Source organism: Phaeobacter sp. CC-HEC084 (assembly GCF_059429255.1).
Window position 1 is genome coordinate 200,444 of the sequence record NZ_JCAIJQ010000002.1, and the last position, 19,353, is coordinate 219,796.

17 protein-coding genes are annotated in these 19,353 nt (G+C 61.2%); 5 read left to right on the plus strand and 12 right to left on the minus strand.

The window, feature by feature from the left end; all coding sequences use genetic code 11:
• Positions 1-29: 29 nt before the first annotated feature.
• The 6 genes from AC5SSZ_RS01405 to AC5SSZ_RS01430 form a co-directional block, all read right to left on the minus strand.
• Positions 30-1,004 (minus strand): ABC transporter ATP-binding protein, encoded by a 975-nt coding sequence (locus AC5SSZ_RS01405; RefSeq protein ID WP_495436388.1) that lies wholly within the window; start codon positions 1,002-1,004, stop codon positions 30-32.
• Entirely contained in the window at positions 1,001-1,981 is a 981-nt protein-coding gene (locus AC5SSZ_RS01410) for an ABC transporter ATP-binding protein (protein WP_495436390.1), read from the minus strand. Before AC5SSZ_RS01410 ends, AC5SSZ_RS01405 begins: the two co-directional genes overlap by 4 nt.
• Positions 1,978-2,868: an ABC transporter permease gene (locus tag AC5SSZ_RS01415; protein WP_274839882.1), complete on the minus strand. Its 891-nt coding sequence runs from the start codon at positions 2,866-2,868 to the stop codon at positions 1,978-1,980. The genes AC5SSZ_RS01410 and AC5SSZ_RS01415 overlap by 4 nt, the downstream gene beginning before the upstream one ends.
• Positions 2,868-3,845 carry an ABC transporter permease gene (locus AC5SSZ_RS01420; protein ID WP_065271238.1) on the minus strand — a complete coding sequence of 326 codons (978 nt, stop codon included), beginning with the start codon at positions 3,843-3,845 and terminating at the stop codon, positions 2,868-2,870. Before AC5SSZ_RS01420 ends, AC5SSZ_RS01415 begins: the two co-directional genes overlap by 1 nt.
• Positions 3,846-3,929: 84 nt before the next feature.
• Positions 3,930-5,486: an ABC transporter substrate-binding protein gene (locus AC5SSZ_RS01425; RefSeq protein ID WP_495436393.1), complete on the minus strand. Its 1,557-nt coding sequence runs from the start codon at positions 5,484-5,486 to the stop codon at positions 3,930-3,932.
• A gap of 97 nt (positions 5,487-5,583) precedes the next feature.
• Positions 5,584-6,543 (minus strand): LysR family transcriptional regulator, encoded by a 960-nt coding sequence (locus AC5SSZ_RS01430; protein WP_495436395.1) that lies wholly within the window; start codon positions 6,541-6,543, stop codon positions 5,584-5,586.
• A gap of 96 nt (positions 6,544-6,639) precedes the next feature.
• Here AC5SSZ_RS01430 and AC5SSZ_RS01435 point away from each other — a divergent pair, with 96 nt between their 5' ends.
• The 4 genes from AC5SSZ_RS01435 to AC5SSZ_RS01450 all read left to right on the plus strand — a co-directional run bounded on the left by AC5SSZ_RS01435 (position 6,640) and on the right by AC5SSZ_RS01450 (position 12,543).
• Positions 6,640-8,268, plus strand: a complete 1,629-nt coding sequence (locus tag AC5SSZ_RS01435) for an amidohydrolase (protein ID WP_495436397.1) — start codon at positions 6,640-6,642, stop codon at positions 8,266-8,268.
• A 6-nt stretch (positions 8,269-8,274) separates the two neighbouring features.
• Positions 8,275-9,192 (plus strand): CobW family GTP-binding protein, encoded by a 918-nt coding sequence (locus AC5SSZ_RS01440; RefSeq protein WP_495436399.1) that lies wholly within the window; start codon positions 8,275-8,277, stop codon positions 9,190-9,192.
• 102 nt (positions 9,193-9,294) lie between these two features.
• The gene (locus tag AC5SSZ_RS01445; RefSeq protein WP_495436401.1) at positions 9,295-9,960 is read left to right on the plus strand and encodes a phosphoribosyltransferase; all 666 of its coding nucleotides are present in this window, start codon (positions 9,295-9,297) and stop codon (positions 9,958-9,960) included.
• 147 nt (positions 9,961-10,107) lie between these two features.
• Complete coding sequence (locus AC5SSZ_RS01450) at positions 10,108-12,543, plus strand: Lon protease family protein (protein WP_495436403.1); 2,436 nt, start codon at positions 10,108-10,110, stop codon at positions 12,541-12,543.
• Between the two features lie 27 nt (positions 12,544-12,570).
• On the opposite strand, the gene AC5SSZ_RS01455 is transcribed toward AC5SSZ_RS01450, so the two are convergent.
• On the minus strand, positions 12,571-13,008 hold the full coding sequence (locus AC5SSZ_RS01455; RefSeq protein ID WP_065271232.1) for a nuclear transport factor 2 family protein: 438 nt from the start codon (positions 13,006-13,008) through the stop codon (positions 12,571-12,573).
• Positions 13,009-13,289: 281 nt separating this feature from the next.
• Between AC5SSZ_RS01455 and AC5SSZ_RS01460 the strand changes: the two genes are divergently transcribed.
• Positions 13,290-14,957: an FAD-binding dehydrogenase gene (locus AC5SSZ_RS01460; protein WP_495436406.1), complete on the plus strand. Its 1,668-nt coding sequence runs from the start codon at positions 13,290-13,292 to the stop codon at positions 14,955-14,957.
• 9 nt (positions 14,958-14,966) lie between these two features.
• Here AC5SSZ_RS01460 and AC5SSZ_RS01465 read toward each other — a convergent pair whose 3' ends face one another.
• From AC5SSZ_RS01465 to AC5SSZ_RS01485, 5 genes are all read right to left on the minus strand, one after another.
• Positions 14,967-15,617 carry a TetR/AcrR family transcriptional regulator gene (locus AC5SSZ_RS01465; RefSeq protein ID WP_495436408.1) on the minus strand — a complete coding sequence of 217 codons (651 nt, stop codon included), beginning with the start codon at positions 15,615-15,617 and terminating at the stop codon, positions 14,967-14,969.
• Between the two features lies 1 nt (position 15,618).
• Positions 15,619-16,641, minus strand: coding sequence for a 2-dehydropantoate 2-reductase (locus tag AC5SSZ_RS01470; RefSeq protein WP_495438310.1), 1,023 nt, complete (start codon positions 16,639-16,641; stop codon positions 15,619-15,621).
• Between the two features lie 270 nt (positions 16,642-16,911).
• Positions 16,912-17,574, minus strand: coding sequence for a GntR family transcriptional regulator (locus AC5SSZ_RS01475; RefSeq protein ID WP_274832724.1), 663 nt, complete (start codon positions 17,572-17,574; stop codon positions 16,912-16,914).
• Between the two features lie 155 nt (positions 17,575-17,729).
• Positions 17,730-18,893: a M56 family metallopeptidase gene (locus AC5SSZ_RS01480; RefSeq protein WP_495436411.1), complete on the minus strand. Its 1,164-nt coding sequence runs from the start codon at positions 18,891-18,893 to the stop codon at positions 17,730-17,732.
• Positions 18,883-19,278 carry a BlaI/MecI/CopY family transcriptional regulator gene (locus AC5SSZ_RS01485; RefSeq protein ID WP_274829675.1) on the minus strand — a complete coding sequence of 132 codons (396 nt, stop codon included), beginning with the start codon at positions 19,276-19,278 and terminating at the stop codon, positions 18,883-18,885. Before AC5SSZ_RS01485 ends, AC5SSZ_RS01480 begins: the two co-directional genes overlap by 11 nt.
• Between the last annotated feature and the right edge of the window lie 75 nt (positions 19,279-19,353).

A 19,353-nucleotide genomic window follows, 5' to 3' on the forward strand; every position in this document is an offset into this window, starting at 1 on the left:
TCTTCAGCCCCGTAACGGGGCTGCGGGCTTTATGCGGATGCGAAATGGCAGGCGACCTGGCTGGCCCCATTGGGTTTCAGAACGGGTTGCTCCTGACGGCACAGGTCCTGCGCCAGCGGGCAGCGGTCCACAAAGGCGCAGCCTTTTGGCGGATTGATCGGGCTGGGCGGATCGCCGGAGAGTTTCAGCGGCCGCACATAGCCTTTGGATTTGCGCCGCGCCAGAGAGGGCGCCGCTGCCAGCAGGGCCTGCGTGTAGGGATGTTTCGGAGTGTCGAACAGCTCCTCCCGGCTGGCTTGCTCCACGATCTGGCCCAGATACATCACAGCCACATCATCGCAGAGGTGCCGGACCACGCCCAGATCGTGGCTGATGAACAGGTAGGACAGACCAAGTTCCCGTTTCAGCCGCGCCAGCAGGTTCAGGATTTGCGCTTGAATGGCCACGTCGAGGGCGCTGACAGGTTCGTCACAGACCAGCAGCCGGGGATTGGTGGTGAGCGCGCGCGCGATGGAAATCCGCTGCCGCTGCCCGCCCGAAAACTGGTGCGGGAAGAGGTTCAACTGGTCGGGACGCAGGCCCACCAGTTCGAACAGCTCCTTGACCCGGGCCAGACGGCTGTCGGCATCGCCGATATTCATCAGGTCCATCGGCTCGCGCACGATATCCACCACCCGCGCCCGCGGGTTGAGCGAGGAATAAGGGTCCTGAAAGATCAGCTGAATATCACGCCTCCGGGCGCGCATCGCCTCGTCATCCAGTTGCAGCAGGTCTTCACCGTCGAACAGGATCTCGCCCCCAGCCGCAGGTACCAGCCGGATTGTCGACATGGCCGCGGTGGTCTTGCCCGACCCGCTTTCGCCGACAATGCCAAGGGCACGGCCCCGCTCCAGCGTGAAGGACACGCCCCGCACCGCCTCCAGAAAGGGTTGCGGTGCAAAGAGCGAAGGTTTCGGCAGGGCAAAGCGGACCTTCAGATCCCGTACATCCAGAAGCGTTGTCATATCCGGTTCTCCTCGACCGCGTGGCAGGCCGCGGGATGGTGGCCATGGGTGGCCAGAAGCGGCTTTTCACGGGTGCAGCGATCGGTGCGATGGGCGCAGCGATCAGCAAAGGCGCAGCCCGCCCCCAGCAAATGCAGCGGCGGCACCACGCCGGGGATTTCCGCCAAGGTCTCCGGCATTTCGCCTTTGCCAAGGGCCGGGATGCAGGAGATCAGCCCTCGCGCATAGGGGTGTTGCGGATAGTCCAGCACATCGTCGGCGCTGGCTTCCTCGATGACCCGACCGGCGTACATGACCGCCACCCGGTCCGCCATTTCACTGATTGCGCCCATGTCGTGGGTGATCAGGATGATGGCGGAGCCGAAATCGCGCTGGATTTCGTTCAGCAGGTCAAAGATCTGCGCCTGCACCGTCACATCCAGCGCGGTTGTCGGCTCATCCGCGATCAGCACTTTTGGGCGGCAGCTTACGGCCATGGCGATCATCACGCGCTGGCGCATGCCGCCAGACAGCTGGTGCGGATAATCCCGCGCCCGTGCATCGGGCGACGGGATACCGACCCGGTCCAGCAGCGCCACGGCATCCCGCAGGGCCTGATCGCGGCTGACGTTCTGGTGCAGCATAATGGCCTCGGCAATCTGATCCCCGACAGTGAACACCGGGTTGAGCGAGGTCATTGGCTCCTGAAAGATCATCGCCATTTCCGAGCCGCGCAGGGCGCGCATCCGGGATTCAGAGGCACGGGTCAGATCCTCGCCATTGAGGCGGATCGCGCCCCCGGCGATGCGGCCGGGCGGGGTTGGGATCAGCCCCATGACCGACAGGGCGGTGATGGATTTGCCGCAGCCGCTTTCGCCCACCACGCCCAGGGTTTCACCGGCGCTGACATGCATCGAAATGCTGTCCAGCGCGGTGACTTCGCCATAGCGGGTGTTGAAGGTGACGCGCAGGTCTTCGATTTCCAGAAGGTGGTTCATCGTTCCCTCAGCTTTGGGTTGAAGGCATCGTTGAGCCCGTCTCCGATCAGGCTGACGGCAAAGACGGTAAAGAAGATCGCAAGCCCCGGGAAAGTGACCGGCCACCAGGCGTCCAGAATGTATTCGCGGTTGGCGCCGATCATCAGGCCCCAGCTCATTACATTTGGATCGCCAAGGCCAAGGAAGCTCAGCCCTGCTTCGAACAGGATCGCGACCCCCACAGTCAGCGTGGCTGAGACGATCAGCGGCGGCAGGGCATTGGGCAGGATCACGGTCCAGATGATGCGTTTGTCCCGGGCGCCGATCGCACGGGCGGCGGTGACGTACTCAAGGTTCTTGATCTTCAGGAACTCGGCCCGTGTCAGGCGCGCGGTCTGCGGCCAGCTAACCACTCCAATGGCAAAGGCGATGGTGAACAGGGTGGGCGACAGCAGCGTCACCAGCACCATGGCAAACAAAAGGGCAGGCAGCACTTGAAAGAACTCGGTGACGCGCATCAAGAGGTTGTCGACCCAGCCGCCATAGTACCCGGCCAAGGCGCCCATCGCGATGCCGATCACCATGGTGATCGCAGCCGCAACGGCCCCGACCGCCAGGGTCGGCCCGCCCCCGGTCAGCATGCCCGCAATGATGTCCCGGCCCAGATAGTCCGTGCCGAGGGGAAACTCGGGCGTCACCCCGGGCGGTTCATGCGGAGCCCAGACGATGTCGAAGGGATCGCCGCTGTAAAAGAAGGTGCCGTAAAGCGTCGCGCCTATGATTAGGGTCAGCAGCACCACCCCGAACAATGCCGGAATGTTGCGGCGGAACATCCGCCAGGCTTCCAGTGCCGGGCTTTGGGCCTGATGCTCGGCCGCAGACGTGTCGGTTGCGGTGTTGTCGGACATCAGCTTTTCCCCCTCAGTCGCGGATCGGCCAGCCGGTAGCTCATGTCCGTCAGGATATTGGCGATCACCACCATGGCGCTGGCAAAGAACAGGACCCCCATGATGGTGGGGTAATCGCGGCGCAGGATGGAATCGAAGGCCAGCCGCCCCATGCCGGGCCAGTTGAACACGGTCTCCACCAGCAGCGCGCCCGAGATCAGGTTGCCGAATTGCAGGCCGGCCACCGTCAGGATCGGCAATGCCGCGTTGCGCAGCGCATGTTTGAACAGGATCGAGCGCTGCGAGGCGCCCTTGGCCTTGGCGGTGCGGATGTAATCGGATCCCAGCACCTCAAGCATCGAGGCACGCGACAGCCGGGCGTATTGCGCCAGATAGATGATGGCGAGCGTAAAGGCCGGAAGGGCGAGGTGATGCAGCACGTCCAGCGCCTGCACAAAGATCCCCGCATCGCGCAGCTTGACCGATTGCATGCCTTCGACAGGGAAGATCGGCAAAACGCTGGCAAAGAGGATGATCAGCATGATCCCGGTCCAGAATACGGGCACCGCATATCCGATGGTGGCAAAGACCGAGACGAAGGCGCTCATCACGCCATTGGGCTTGCGGGCTGCGATCACCCCCAAGAAAACCCCGATGATGATCGACAGGACCTGAGCCGTGACCACCAACAGGATGGTCGGCAGGATGCGCTGGGCGATCAGGGTGGCAACAGGCTGGTTGAAGAAGAAACTTTCGCCAAGGTCGCCTGTCACCACGTTGCCGACATAGATGCCCAGCTGCGTGATCAGCGGCTTGTTCAGTCCGTATTCTTCGCGGATGCTTTCCAGCATCTCTTCGGTGGCGCCGCCCATTTCCCCGGCAATCACCACTGCCGGATCACCCGGCGCCAGGCGGATCAGCAGGAAGTTCAGGACCACCACACCCAGCATCAGGACCAGCCCATAGCCAATCCGGCGTATCAAAAACGAAGCATTCATTACATGTCCCCGGCAGAAAGAAAGGGGGCGGGCGCCAGTATTCTGTTTGTCGGCGCCCGCCGGATCAGCCGATCAGGCCCGGGCTCATTCGCCCCAGGAGACCATGTCCATCGGGTGCATGGTGCCCCAAATGCCAGTGGGAACGTTCATCAGTTTCTTGTCGTAGGCCGTGTGATAGGGCAGCGCGTTGATCCAGTAGACCGGCAGGTCCTTTGCGACGATCTGCTGGAACTCGGCATAAAGCTCTTTACGCTTGGTCGGATCGCTTTCGATGGCGGCGGCGTTCAGCAGTTCATCGACCTTTGCGTTGGCGTATTGCTGGGTGTTGGACCAGATCACACCTTGGCGGATGTTGTCGCTGAGATAAGTACGGTGCACCCCGATTACCGGGTCGCCCCAGTTGAACACGATATCCATCGTCAGTTCGAAGTCATGGCCGCCAACCCGGCCGGCCCAGGTCGGGAAATCCGGCGCGGCGCGCACGGTGACGGCAATACCGATCTTCTTCAGCTGCGATTTCATGTATTCGGCAATCGACTGCTGCTGTTCCTTGGGGCCGGGGATGAAATCAATGGTCAGTTCCATCCCGTCAGCAAACCCGGCTTCGGCCATCAGGGCCTTTGCCTTGTCCAGATCGGCATCATAGGCGGGGATACTCTCGTCAAAGAAGGGCGAGCTTTCGATGATCGGACCCCGTTGCGGCGTGGAAACGCCCCTGTGCAACGCCTTGGTGATGAAGTCGCGATCCACAGCATAGGCAATCGCCTGACGCACCCGCACGTCGCTCAGCTTGGGGGAGGCGGTGTTGAAGGCCAGCCAGTTGAGCGGACCAACCGCAGCATAGCCTTCGGCGGTGACACCCAGATGGTCGGCTTTCTCAAGGCGGCGGATTTCCTGGCTGCCGGCCATGAAGGGGTACATATCCGCTTCGCCGTTTTCCATCGCGATCAGCAGCGCCGAGGGATCCTTGATGATGCGGACGATGATCTCATCCAGCTTGGGGCGCCCCTCCAGGAAGAAGTTCGGGTTCTTCTTCAGAACGATGGCCTCGCCTGCCTTGAATTCCTCCAGCATGAAGGGGCCGGAGCCGACGGGTTTGGAATTCATCGGGTGGGATTTGATGTCCTGCCCGTCGTCGAACACGTGTTTGGGCAGGACCGGAGCCAGCGCGGGCGACAGCGCCAGCAGCAGCGCCGGGTGCGGATTGCTGAGGTTGATCACAACCGTATGCGCATCCGGCGTGTCGATGCTTTCGACAGGTGCGAACATGGATTTGAAAGGGTGGTTTTCCTTTGTGGTCAGGATGGAATAGGCCACATCTTCCGAGGTGATCGGCTCTCCGTCGTGAAAGGTGGCATTGTCGACCAGATTCAGCGTGACGGTCAGGCCGTCCTCGGAGGTTTCCCAACTTTTCGCCAGATAGGGCTGCGGCTCCCAGTTTTCGTCATAACGGATGGGCGAGGCAAAAATCTGCGTCGACGGCACGGCGGTTGCGATGCCCGATTGCACCGCGCCGTTCAGGTGTCGCGGCACCTGACTGGAGGCGATAACCAGCGTGCCACCGTCGGCAAATGCGGGCAGGGCGGTAGAGGATAGTGCGGCAAATGCGGCCGCGCCCAAGAGGCGTGACATGAGTTTCATCTGGATCTCCCTGATCGTTTTTTTGCTGTTTCAATCAGGCTAGTCTCGCTCACTCGTCTCAGAAAACAGTCTTTTGCAGGGGTGAAAGTCTCATTTTTTAGCGGAAGATGTGGGCCGAGGAGGGTGTTTCCTGCGGGTTGGAAAACAGTAAGTCATCAAAATCCCCGCGCTCCGCCACCTCGCGGCAGGAGGCCAGAACCGATTTCACGATGGCAGATTTTTGTGACGCAGGCGTGTAAGCCACTCCATATTGTGGTGATTCCAGATCGCCCTTGATCGGGCGGGCGACATAGCCGCTTTGTCCGATACGGTCGTTAGGGCCGCAGATATTCATCAGCGCATAGCCAAAGTTCGCTGCAACAAGCCCCCGCAGGACAGACGAGCTTTTGGTGGTATGCGCAATATTCGGGCGCAAGCCCCGGGCCTCGAAAAGGCTGCAAAAATAGGCACGCGTTCCCGGCAGATCCAGAAGGATCATCGGCAGTTCCGCCAGATCCTGAAGGTCGACCTCCGGCTTTCGGGCCAAGGGTGACTCGTCGGGGATCAGGGCAATCGGCGTGGCCCGGAACATCGGAATGAAGGGCTGCGCCTCTGGCGTGGTGCGCCGGTAGGTCAGCGCCACATCGATGGCCCCCGAACTCAGCAGATCGGCAATCGACTGCATGTCGCCCTCTTTCAGCTCGATGCTGATTGACGGGTAGTCTTCGGAAATCCGCTTCAGGATCGGCGGCAGCACATAAGGTGCGGTCGGGGCATAACAACCCATTCGCAGGGTCCCTGCCAGATCACCGGTCAGGGACATCAGATCCGATTCAAAAATCCTGGATTGTTCAAGAAACTCCTGAACCCGCTCGCCTACAGCCAGCCCGCTGCTGGTTGGGACGATCCCGCGCGCGGGCAGCCGCCGCAACAGTTCAGTGCCCGTCGTTTGCTCGATCATGTCGATGGCCGCGGTGATCGAGGATTGCGAAATATTCATCTCGACAGCGGCCCGTGCGATGGAGCCGGTCCGCAGCGCCGCATCGAAATAGCGAAGTTGTTTGAGCGTGAAACGCATATCAATTCCTGCATTTTTTGCGGGTTACCTCGACAGTAATTACATTTTTCCAATGTTCAAAGCTTGGATATCCCAAAGGGAACCCAAAGGTGCTCCATGTCAAAAATCACTGTTTTCAAAGCAAAAAAAATCATCACTCAGGATCCGAACAATCCGGTAGCGACCCATGTCGCGGTGCAGGACGGCAAAATTCTGGCCGTTGGCGATGCCGATTGCGCGCAGCAATGGGGCTCGGTTGAACGTGATGACAGCCTTAGCGAGGCGGTCCTGATGCCCGGTTTTGTCGAAGGTCATGCCCATATGATGGCGGGGGCGATGTGGAACTATGCCTATGCCGGATATCACGACCGGATCGACCCCGACGGGCGTATGTGGTCGGGCATGACGGACATTGGGGAGGTGGTTTCCGGCCTCACGGAGTACGCCGGATCTCTGGGTGAGGACGCGCCACTGATTGGCTGGGGATTTGATCCGATTTTCCTGCCCACCGAGCGGCTGAACCGGCACCATCTGGATGAGATCAGCACCACCCGCCCGATTGCCATCATCTATTCCAATTTCCACCTGATGTGTGTGAACTCAAAGGCGCTGGAACTGGCGGGATACAGCCGGGAGACCAATGCCGAGGGGGTTCTAAAGGGTCCCGACGGCAACCCGACCGGCGAGTTGCAGGAGATGGCAGCAATGTTCCCGGTGATGCGCCGTCTTGGCATCGATTTCCGTAGCCTGGCCCAGCAGGCGCCATCGATCCGGACTTATGGTGAGGTCGCCAAACGCGCGGGCGTCACCACGATCGCAGATCTCTTCTCTACCATGGAAGACAGCGATCTGGATGTCATGCTCGAGGTGACGGGCGCACCGGATTTCCCGGTCCGCATCGTGCCTGCGCAGGGGGCAATGGGGGCAACGCCCGAACAGATCGCCGCCCGGGCCAAAGATCTGCGCGCCCGCTCCACCGACAAGCTGCGCCTTGGGGCGGTCAAGCTGATGACCGATGGTTCGATCCAGGGCTGGACCGCGCGGGTGAAATGGCCCGGCTATGTGGGCGGACAGCCTAATGGCATCTGGAACACTGCACCCGATCAGATCTACGCCCTGTGCGAAGTGATGCAGCGTGAAGGCGTGCAGATGCATATCCACGTCAACGGCGACGAAGCTTCGCAGGTCGCCATCGACGCCATCGAGGCAGCTCTGCGCCGGGCGCCGGGGCAGGGGCATCGCCATGTGCTGCAACATTGCCAGATGATGGGGCGTGATCAGTTCGAACGCTGTGCGGAACTGGGGATCTGCACCAATATCTTTGCCAATCATATCTGGTACTTCGGCGATCAGCACGCGGCTGCAACCATTGGTGAGGATCGCGCCACGCGGATGGATGCCTGCCGGACCGCGCTGGACGCAGGTGTGCACATGACGATCCATTCCGATGCGCCGGTAACGCCGCTGGCGCCGCTGTTCACCGCATGGTGCGCCGTCAATCGCCAGACCATGAGCGGTCGGACCCTGGGCGCAGCGCAACAGATCACGGTGGAAGAGGCGCTTCATGCAATCACCCTTGGCGCGGCCTATACTCTGCGCCTTGATGATGAGATCGGCAGTATCGAGACTGGCAAGACAGCCGATTTCGCGGTGCTGGGGGAGGACCCGACCGCGGTGGATCCGGTGGCGCTGAAGGACGTGCCGGTTCTGGGCACAGTGTCGGGCGGTCGGGTGCATCTGCTGTGATCCGCCATGATTGACAACCGCCTGCCAATGACCGTGATCGGGGGGTACCTCGGAGCGGGCAAGACCACGCTGATCAACCGCCTTCTGTCGGCGCCGCATGGCCAGCGTCTGATGGTTCTGGTCAATGATTTCGGCGCCATAAATATCGATGCCGAACTTCTGCACAGCGCCGATGAGGATACGCTGACCCTGACCAATGGCTGCGTCTGCTGCACCATGGGGGCGGACCTTTTCATGGCTATTGCTGATGTGCTGGACCGCACTCCGCGCCCGGACCACCTGATCGTCGAGGCCAGCGGCATTGCTGATCCGCAAAAGATTGCCAATGCCGCCGTGGCAGAGCCAGAGATGCGTTTTGGCGGCATCGTGACCGTGGTCGATGCGGGCAGCTATCAGAACCTTTCCAGCGATACGCTGATCGGCCCGCAGATCCGCGATCAGGTGGCCTGCGCTGATCTGGTGCTGGTCAGCAAGACCGAAGAAATACCGGCTGCTGTGGCCCTTGGGCTGGCCGCCGACAGCCGGTCGGCCCCGGTTCTGCTGAGCGATGCAGGCCATGTGGCCGAACTGCTGCTGTTGCAGCCGGACCCCGGCAGCAAGCCGCAGCGGGGGGCCAGGGCACATCCGGATTACATGCATTGGCATCACAGCGAGGATATCGTTCTCAGCCGGGAGGAACTCGCCCGGATCGTTGAGACCCGCCCACCCGGCTTGTTCCGGATCAAGGGGTTCGTGCGTGGCAGGCCGGGGCGGGGCTGGCTTATTCAGGTGGTTGGGCAGGACGTCAGCATTACCCCGGCTGACGTGCCCGGCGACACGCGCCTGGTCGGGATCGGCCTCTCCGCTCAGGTCACGGTGCAGGACTGTGAGGTATGGTGGCAGGGGGCAGAGCAGCTCTCTGCGGCACCTGCCAAGGCGGATTGAGGTCGATCAAGGACAGCGCAGCCCGCACCTAGTATTCCTGTATCCACATTCGGTTCATAGCCAGCGAATGCGGATACAGGCATGCGACAGGAGGCGACTGCAATGACGCTTTTCAAAGATCGAACAGATGCGGGGCAGGCCCTTGCGGTCGAACTGTCTGGCAAAGGGTATCAAGACCCGGTGATCCTTGCGCTGCCGCGCGGCGGCGTTCCGGTTGCGGCCGAAGTTGCGCGCGCGCTGAATGCCCCGATGGATCTGATCATGGTCCGCAAGATCGGCGCTCCTGAGCAACCCGAACTCGCTGTGGCGGCGGTGGTGAACGGCTCGGAGCCAAAGATCGTCACAAACCGGGAAATCGCCAGATCCTTTGGCCTTGCGGCGGCGGATATCAAACGGATGTCACAGCCCCGGCTGGAGGAAATCAGGCGCCGCCGGGACGTCTATCTGAAAGGGCGCAAGCAGGTGCCGCTTAGGGGGCGGACGGCGATTGTGGTGGATGATGGCATCGCCACCGGGGCCACGGTCCGGGCTTCGCTGCGGGCCGTGCGTGCGCGCAAACCGGCGCGGCTGGTGCTGGCGGTGCCGGTGGCGCCGCGCGATGTCGCCGAGAGTTTGCGCGACGAAGTAGATGAGCTGATCTGTCTGAAAATGCCTTTTCCTTTCGGTTCAATTGGGCGCTTCTACAGCGATTTTTCGCAGACCTCGGATGGAGAGGTCGTCCGCCTTCTGGATGCGGCGGCCAAGGCAGCCTCCGCAGAAACGCCCTGAGACAGGGCCAAGGCAACGCGTCCGGTGGTCCCGTCAAGGATCGTATCCGCCCGCGTTTTCACCCAAGGCTTGTGTCTGGGCACTGGCGGGGTGATCGCAAGTATGCCACCTTTCCCACACCCATGCTGAACCAAATCAGGAGCTTGCATGTCTGATACGGCACTGTCGCCCGATGAACTGAGACGGGTCTGCGATCCGACGGAGTTCGAGTTTGCAACCACCGCCGATCTTGAGCCGCTTGAAGGGCCGCTGGGGCAGGGCCGGGGAATGGAGGCGATCCGCCTGTCGGCGCAGATGAAACACCGCAGGTTCAATCTTTATGTGCAAGGCCCACGGGGCAGTGGCCGTAAATCCGCCGTGCTGCGCGTGTTGGAGGAAGAGGCCGCCAGCCGCCCCATTCCAAAGGACTGGGTCTATGTGCAAAACTTTGAGGACGCCGATCAGCCCAACGCCATTTGTCTGCCGCGTGGGCAGGGCGTGCGGCTGCGCAATGCGATGGCCCGGCTGCTTGAGGAGTTGGCCAATCATATCCCGGCGCTGCTGGTGTCCGAAGACTACCAGAACAAGCGGATGGCGCTGGAGCAGGATTACAATGCGCGGCGCGAAGAGGCCTTTGATGCGCTGCGTCAGAAGGCCGAAGCCAGGAATGTCGCGATCCTGAGTACGCCGATGGGGTTTTCCCTGGCCGCAAAACGCGACGATGAGATCGTCAAACCGGAGGTGATCGACAAGCTGCCCGAAGAAGAGCGGATACAGATCCGCGACGCGGTTGCGGAAATTCAGAGCGAGCTGGAGGATTTCCTTCTGGACCAGCCCGAACTGGAGCGGGAACAGCGCGATGCGTTGACCCGGCTCAATGCGGAAATGGCGCGGATCGCAGTGGATGCCGCCGTAGACAGGGCCTGTCGCGGTTTTGTCGAGATCGATGAGCTTGGTCCGTATTTCACGGCCCTGCGGGATGATCTGGTGGCCCATGCGGATCTGTTCCTGTCACTGGACCTGGGGCGCTCCAAGGCGCCGTTTCCCGCCGGGCTGGCTGCCTTGCGCGAGGATCCGCAGTTTCACCGCTATCATGTCAATGTTGTGGTGACCCATGAGGGAGATGCGGACCGGGCGCCGGTAGTTGAGGAAAGCCTGCCGACGCTGGCCAATCTGACCGGGCAGATCGACTACATGGCGATGCAGGGTGTGCTGGTCACCGATTTTACCCAGATCAAACCGGGGGCATTGCATCGGGCAAACGGGGGCTTTCTGGTGCTGGACGCCCGCCGGGTGCTGGCGGAACCCCTGGCCTGGGATGCGCTGAAACGCTGCCTGGAAACAGAGGCGGTCCATGTGATCACCCCGGGTGAACGGTTGGGGCTGATTTCGACCACCACGATGAAACCCGAACCGATCCCGCTGGATGTGCGGGTTGTGCTGGTTGGGGATCGTATGCTGCACATGCTGCTGGCGGAATACGATCCGGATTTTGACAAGTTCTTCCGCGTGACCGCTGATTTTGGGCCTGACATGGTGCGCGATGCGGACAGTATTGCGCTGTTTTCCCGCCGGGTTGCGGCGCTGGTGGAGGAAGAGGCGCTGCGCCCGGTGACCGCTGATGGTGTGGCGGCGCTGATCGATGCCGCCTCGCGCGCCTCGGCGGATCAGGAAAAGCTGAGCCTTCGGATCGAGACCTTGTGGGATATCCTGCGTGAAGGCAATCACTACGCCCGCCAGGAGGGCGCTGAGGCCATTTCGGCAAAACATGTAAATGGCGCCATAACTGCCGCCGAAGAACGCCGTGGTCTGATCCGCGACCGGATGCGCGAGATGATCGCGCGGGAGCAGATCCTGATTTCCACCCGGGGCAGTGAAATCGGTCAGATCAACGGGCTGACCGTTTCGGCGCTGGGCGAAGAAAGCTTTGGCGCGCCGGTGCGGATCACCGCCCGCGTTCGCGTAGGGTCCGGACGTGTTGTTGATATTGAGCGCGAGGCCAAGCTGGGCGGTCCGATCCATTCCAAGGCGGTGCTGATCCTCTCTGGCTATCTGGCGGCGCGCTATGTGCCGGACGCACCCCTGTCGCTTTGGGCCAGCCTCGTTTTCGAGCAAAGTTATGGCGGCGTCGAAGGCGACAGCGCGTCGTTGGCAGAACTCTGCGCCCTGATGTCGGCCCTTGCCGAGGTGCCAATCTCACAGTCCTTCGCGGTGACCGGATCGGTGAACCAGATGGGCGATGTGCAACCCATTGGTGGCGTGAATGAGAAGATCGAAGGGTTTTTCGAGGTCTGCCGTACCGAGGGGCTGACAGGCCGTCAGGGGGTTCTGATCCCGCGCAGCAATGTGGAGAACCTCATGTTGAAACCCGAGGTGGTGGAGGCAGTGCGCGCCGGGCAGTTCCAGATCCACGCGGTCAGCCATGTGGATGAGGCCATCGAACAGCTGACCGGCCTGCCTGCCGGGCTGCGCGATCTGCACGGTGCCTTTGAAGACGGGTCGGTCAATGCCAATATCGAGGTCAAACTGCTGGATTTCGCACAGACGCGCGCTGCCATGGGTGGATCATACGAGGCGCCGAACTCTCCGGATCCAGAGGACTGATCCCGGAAGGTCAGGACGCGCTACGCGTCATTTCCATTGCATTTCGGCCCCGGTCAGGGAAATCAGCAACGTATCCTGCGGCATCTGGCCAAGGCCTTCGAACATCTTGATATAATTGAGGTTCGAGTGAATTTCGGCGATCTTGTCGTCCTTAATCCGGAACATCATCTGGCCGTCAAAATCAAAAGGCGGGCGTGTGGGGTGTTTCGTGACAGCTACCGTGAAACAGGTGATTACCCAGTCGCCTAGCTCTTCGAAGACGGAAAAGGACACCTCTGGTGTGCATTCAAGGCGCGCTTTCAGGGCTGAGACGATATCGATGGACCTGAAATCCTTGTCTGCCAGATTGGACACCGGGCCACTCGCCTTTGCACCGGTTGAAAACATCTCGTCCTGTATTTGGTCGTTGTTCCGGTACCAGATTTCCTCGAACCAAAACCGCACCAACTCTGCCTTGCTTCCCACCAGTTATTCACCTGTTTAGAGTTCCCGTTTGGCGGGATTTTATGCCGTGTTTACGACCGCCGTCGAGAGCATGAATACGTCGGTCGCGACCTGTGTCAAAAAGGCCAAAATCGGGCGGGTTGGCTGCCCCGTGGTTATTCTGGGCAGTCGCGGATTGAACTGCTAGCCTGATCGAGGCCTCGGGGTTCAATCGCAAATGCGGGGCACAGCGGGACAGGGATCGGGGAATCCGGGTGCAATTGAGGAGTTGCGCAGCCTGCCGCGCGTCGGGAGGGGAAACGATGAAACACGCTGAGCAACAGGCAGATGTCATTATCGTCGGGGCGGGGCTGGCCGGACTGGTGGCCGCCGCCGAACTGGCGGACCGGGGCAAGACGGTCATGATCGTCGATCAGGAACCCGAGGGTTTTCTTGGCGGGCAGGCTTTCTGGTCGCTGGGCGGGCTGATGTTGATCGACAGCCCCGAACAGCGCCGCATGGGGATCCGTGACAGCCGTGAATTGGCCTATTCTGACTGGATGGGCAGCGCCGGTTTCGACCGTGACGAAGACCTCTGGCCGCGCAAATGGGCCGAAAGCTATATCGATTTTGCGGCCGGTGAGATGCGGCCCTGGCTGCATGACATGGGCATGCGCTGGTTTCCGATCGTCGGCTGGGCCGAGCGGGGCGGCTCCTTTGCTTCGGGGCATGGCAATTCGGTGCCACGGTTCCATCTGACTTGGGGCGTGGGTCCCGGCACGCAGGAGCCGTTCGAGCGCCGCGTCAGGGAGCATGAAAAGGCGGGGCGCATCAACCTGAAGTTCCGCCACCGCTGTTCACATCTGCTGATGCAGAACGGCGCCTGCACGGGCATCAGCGGCGAGGTTCTTGCCGAAGACACCAGCGCCCGCGGGCAGAAGACCAACCGCGAGGTCATTGACGATTTTGAATTGCGCGCAGCCAGCGTGGTGGTGGCCTCGGGCGGGATCGGTGGCAACTTGGAACTGGTGCGCAAGGCCTGGCCAACGGACCGGCTGGGGGCCGCGCCAAAACACATGATCGCAGGCGTTCCCGCCCATGTGGACGGCCGTATGGTCGCGATCACCCAGCAGGCCGGTGGCCATGTGATCAACGCCGACCGTATGTGGCATTACACCGAAGGCGTGAAGAACTGGGATCCGATCTGGCCGAACCATGGCATCCGGATCCTGCCGGGACCTTCCTCAATGTGGTTCGATGCGACCGGCAACCGTTTCGCGCCGCCTGCCATGCCGGGCTTCGATAGCCTTGGCACGCTGAAGGCCATTCTGGCCACGGGCTATGATTATTCCTGGTTCATCACCACGCAGAAAATCATCAAGAAGGAATTTGCGTTATCCGGATCAGAGCAGAACCCGGACCTTGCCTCCAAAAGCTGGAAACAGGTCCTAAAACAGCGACTTTTGAACAAGAAGGCGACCCCCAACGTGGAAGCCTTCAAGGAGCACGGCGAGGATTTTGTCGTTGCTGACCGGCTGGAGGATCTTATCGCCAGTATGAATGCACTGCAAGGGAACAGCCTGCTGGATGCCGAAAAAATACGGGCCGAAATCACTGCCCGGGACGCGCAGATCGACAACCCGTTCTCAAAAGACGCCCAGATGATGGCGATCCACGCGGCCCGCAATTGTCGCGGCGACAGGCTGATGCGCACGGCAAAGCCGCACCGGATCCTGGATCCCGACAATGGTCCGCTGATCGGGGTCCGGCTTAACATAATCACTCGCAAGACGCTGGGCGGTCTTCAGACCGATTTGAACGGGCAACTGGTCGATGCCAATGGCAAGACCATTCCCGGCCTTTTCGCCGCGGGGGAGGTCGCCGGGTTCGGCGGCGGTGGCTATCATGGCTATAACGCGCTCGAGGGCACGTTTCTGGGCGGCTGTATTTTTTCGGGCCGCCAGGTGGGACGGGCGGACAGCATTGCCTGATGACCGGAATCAGTCCTCTAAGTAATTCGCCAGATAGGAATCCAGCAGGGTGAGAAACTCCTGCGCGTAGATATCCGCGTTTTCTGGGTTGGACTGAGCCGCGATCATATCCTCCATGGCAACCGCGATCTGCAGTACCGTCTGGGCCACCACCTTTGGATCGCCACCATGAAACCCGTCCTGACCGCGTTTCCAGCGCATTTCCATCAGTTCGGTGGTGTATTCACGTTCTCGGTCTCGGGCAGCGACTGCCGGACGGGCCGAGACGAAGTACATCAGCAGCAAGCGGTAGTAAGGATTGTTCCTAACGTAGTCTCTTTGGGTAAGGATGATGTGATGCAACCTGTCGCGCCAGCCCGGTCTTGTCTCGGTGTTTTCCAGCGTCTCCAGAACCTTGTCCCGCAGTTCCTGCGCGCTTTGCAGGTAGAGCTCGCGCAACACCTGATTCACATCGGAGAAATAGCGGTAAATGGAGCTGACCGGGATACCGGCATGAGTGGCAATCTGTGTGGTCGTGATCGTTTGCACCGGATGATCTGACAAGAGATCGGCCGTAGCGGACAGAATGATGTGGATGCGCTGGACAGCGCGGGCCTGTTTCGGCGTGTTCCGTGTTTTCAGGGGGCCAAAGACCATGGGTGTTTGTGCGGACGGGGTCATCTTACAGTCTCAGCAGTTGGGCCAGGGCGGCTGCCGAATGGCCTTGCTTTGGCGTCGGCGCGGCCTCTTGGGCTTTGATCAGGTCGTAAAGGGCACTGTTGATGGGCGCTGGACAGTCGGCAGCTGCGGCCAAGCGCAGGATTTCGCCGGTGATCGCATCGATTTCGGTGGGCCTGCCCGCGGCCAGATCGACGGCCATGGAGGTCATCGACGCCGGATCGAGTTTCTGAAGTCGCAGCAATGTCCTATTGAACAGCGCGTCGGGCAAACGCAGCAACCATTGCACCAGCCGCGGGGAGAGGGGACCGACGGTCTGCCAGGTAACCCCTGCTTCGTCATAGACCCGGAGCGCTTCGCGCAGCGTGGCCGCGTATATCCGGCGGTACTCCGATTGGCAGAGCATGGCATGAAGCGGCAGGCCGCTGAGGGCATTGATCGGATTGATCAGGTTCAACAGCAGCTTGCCGTATTGAATGGGCTTCAGCGCATCCTGCAGCTCTGCCGGGGCGCCGGTGGCTGCGATGATCTCGGCAAGGGCAGCGCTGACTGGGGTGCGTTCCAACTTCAGCTGCCCGGCGCTGGACCGATGCAGGTGGTTGCCGGATGCCCAGACTACATTGAAGGGCACCATACCGGCGATGACCGGATGAGCGGGAAAGGCGGTACCCAGCTGCTCCACCGCGGACACTCCGTTCAGCAGGCAGAGGATCGGCGTTCCTTCGGCGGCGTAGGCGCGGATCTCTTCGATCGCCCGCTCCAGCCCGATGGATTTGAGCGTCAGCACGATAAGATCGGCCTCTGACAAGGCCTCGGGGCTGTCGTGCAGGTCCAGAAGCGACAGGTCAGTGTCCGCCGCCCTGCCGCCGGTCAGTCGCAGCGGTCCGGCACCGATCTGTGCCCAAGTGGCGGCCCGTCCGATCAGGCCAAGACGCCCGCCCGCCGCCTGCACGGCCGCTGCCCAATGCGCACCGAGGAAACACCCGATCGCTCCGGCGCCCAGAAAGACAACTCTGCGGGGTGTCACGTTCAATCGAGCGTTCTCCAGACCGAGGCCAGGTCAGACAGTGGAAGAATGAGTGAATAGCGCGCTCTGCCCCCTGACGCGCCGTGCGGCAGTTCTACAATCATTCACCGTTCCACGGAAATATTTTCCCGTTTTGCGGTAAAATATTGGTTCATAGGCTGATGTGATGCTGCGCAAACGCCCGATTTGCCGAGGTTCAGAGCAATTTCAGGGCACTGCGGAGGCCATGACTGTCGGTAAACTTTGGACAGTTCATTGGGGTGCTGGGCGTCAGCGCAGGTTGGCGATGTTTTCCACCAGCGAAGTGCAGGCATCCGCGATATGCGCACGTGTCAGCTCTGCTGCCAGGGCGGCATCGCCGTTGCTGCAGGCCTCAAGAATGGCAAGGTGTTCTTCATGGGCGCGCTGCATGCCATTGGACAGCACCAGCTGCGCGCGCAAATATCTGTCGACCCGGTCCATGGCATTGTCGATCACATCGAGATGATATTGCAGGCCGCTAGCCGCGTAGAGCTGCGAATGGAAATCCCGGTTCAGCTGACCCCAGGTCAGGGGATCGTCCGATGCGGAAAACGCTTCCAGACACTGGCGGGCCTGCTCCAGGACCTCTGGCGTCATCTGCGGGACCGCACGGCGGATCACTTCGGGTTCGATCAGCGCCCGCAGGTCAAAGATCTCCTGCGCCTCTTCCGGAGAGAGGCCAGACACAACCGCGCCCTTGTAACGCTGGGTCTTGACCAGCCCCTGTTCCTCAAGCCGCGAGATCGCCTCGCGGACCGGGATCCGGCTGGTGTTGAACAGCCCGGCGATTTCATCCTGCCGCAGCGGTTCGCCCTCTTTCAGGTCACCTTCAATGATGGCCTTGCGCAGGGCTTCGAAAACGATCGACGAGGCCGAGGCGGTTTTCGAGATATCGACGGGGTTCAGCTTCATTCGGTTTGGCTCCTCCTGAAGCCTTGATAGGATCTTTTGCCTGCTCTGCAAAGGTTTGGCCGCAATTATCCGCTGCAGGCCCGGTACAGGCCACATGTGGAAGCGCTTGCCGAGGCAAGCACAGAGAATAGGCGGAGGAGGGAAGAAGCTGCCCGTTACGGGCGATCCGTGCCAAAACCAGCGGTCGTGAAGCTGCCTGTCAGGGCGGCGGAGGCAGTCTGCGGAGTGGTGGCCGCGCGGCTGGCCATGCGCTCAAGGTTCACGATGGTTGAGAGCATGATCCGATCATGGCTCCAGTCGGCGGGGCGTTGCAGCAACAGGGCCGTTGTCATCACCGCAGCAACCATCAGGCCCGAGATGATGGCCCAGCCCAGCGGGCTGGCTTTTGCGCTCTGGTCGGCGGTCACGGCGAGCAGGCGGCGTTCCAGCGCTGATGCGCCACGACCTGTTTCGCGGCGATCCACCAGGGCCACCGCAGGGCTGCGGCGGGCAAACAGTACCGGGTCCTTGGCCGCATGGGCGCAGGCGCGGATCAGGCATTCGCAATAGGCGCGCAGATCGAAATGAGGCCGTGCCATCATCGCCTGATCGCAGGCAAATTCACGCAGCAGCCGCACTTCGCGGCGCCACAGGTAGAAGGCGGGATTCCAGAACAGCAGCGGTCGCAGCGCATCGAGGAGAAATTCGCATTCGATGTCTCGCTGCCGGAAGTGCTGCAATTCATGCGCGACGGTCAGGCGCAGATCCTGCGGATCCTCCAGCAGGGCGGTCGGCAGAACCACGTAGCGCGTAAAAAGACTGCGGGTGGAATAGGCGACGCGGGCCTCATCAGACAACAGCAGCCGCACGCTGCCGATGCGTTTCCAGGCAAAGGCCTGCCGCAGGCTGCTCCGCAGGCGCAGGACCGACACCGCCAATTGCGCCGTGCAGAAGGCTGCGCCTGCGGCCAGAGCGGCCAGCGTCGCCTGTGCCCAGAGAGGTCGATCGCTGGTCAGGGTGCGAACCAGATCCTCGCGCAGGCCCAGAAGATCCTCGAACCGGGTTGCGCTCATCCCGACATGACCCTGCAGATATTGCGCAACCAGAAGGTCCGACAGGTTGGGTGGATGGGCAAAGACCAGGCTGGTCAGGGCCAATACCAGCAGCGGAGACAGTGCGAGCAGCAGCGTCACCGTGTTCAGCAGCTGTAATTGCGGGCGGTAGGTTGAGCCGAAAGCGCTGCGGGACAGCAGTTTTCGCGCGACCAGCCAGAGCGCCGCGCCCGCAAACAGCAGCAGGTTCAGATCAAGATAGGCATTCAGTAGAGCATCAGGTTGCATTGTCCCCCAGCCTTTCCTCCAGAAGCGCTCTCATCTCTTCGAGCATTTCGTCGGTCACGTCCTCATCATCGACAAGCCGGGCAACAAGGGCGGCCGGGGCTCCGTTGAAGAGTTTGCTCGAAAGGTTTTTCAGAGATGTTTTCTGGTACTCTGCCTTGGGAACAGCGGGGCGGTAGACCAGCGACCGGTCAGCCCGTTCACTGGTTAGGAAACCCTTCTGCTCCATGATTTTCAGGACCGTTGCGACCGAGGTATAGGCGCGTTCCTGCACCTTGTTCAGCTCGGCCAGAATATCGCGCACGGTGCCGCCGCCGGTTTCCCAGACCACGGTCATGAACTCCAGTTCCACTTCGGTGAGGAGCGATTTGTCCTGTTTCTTTCGCATGCGCGCAGTTGCCTGATCCATTTTGGTCTTCCGCTTATGCTAGGGGAAAGGGGGAGGGGTTGAAAACTATTTTTT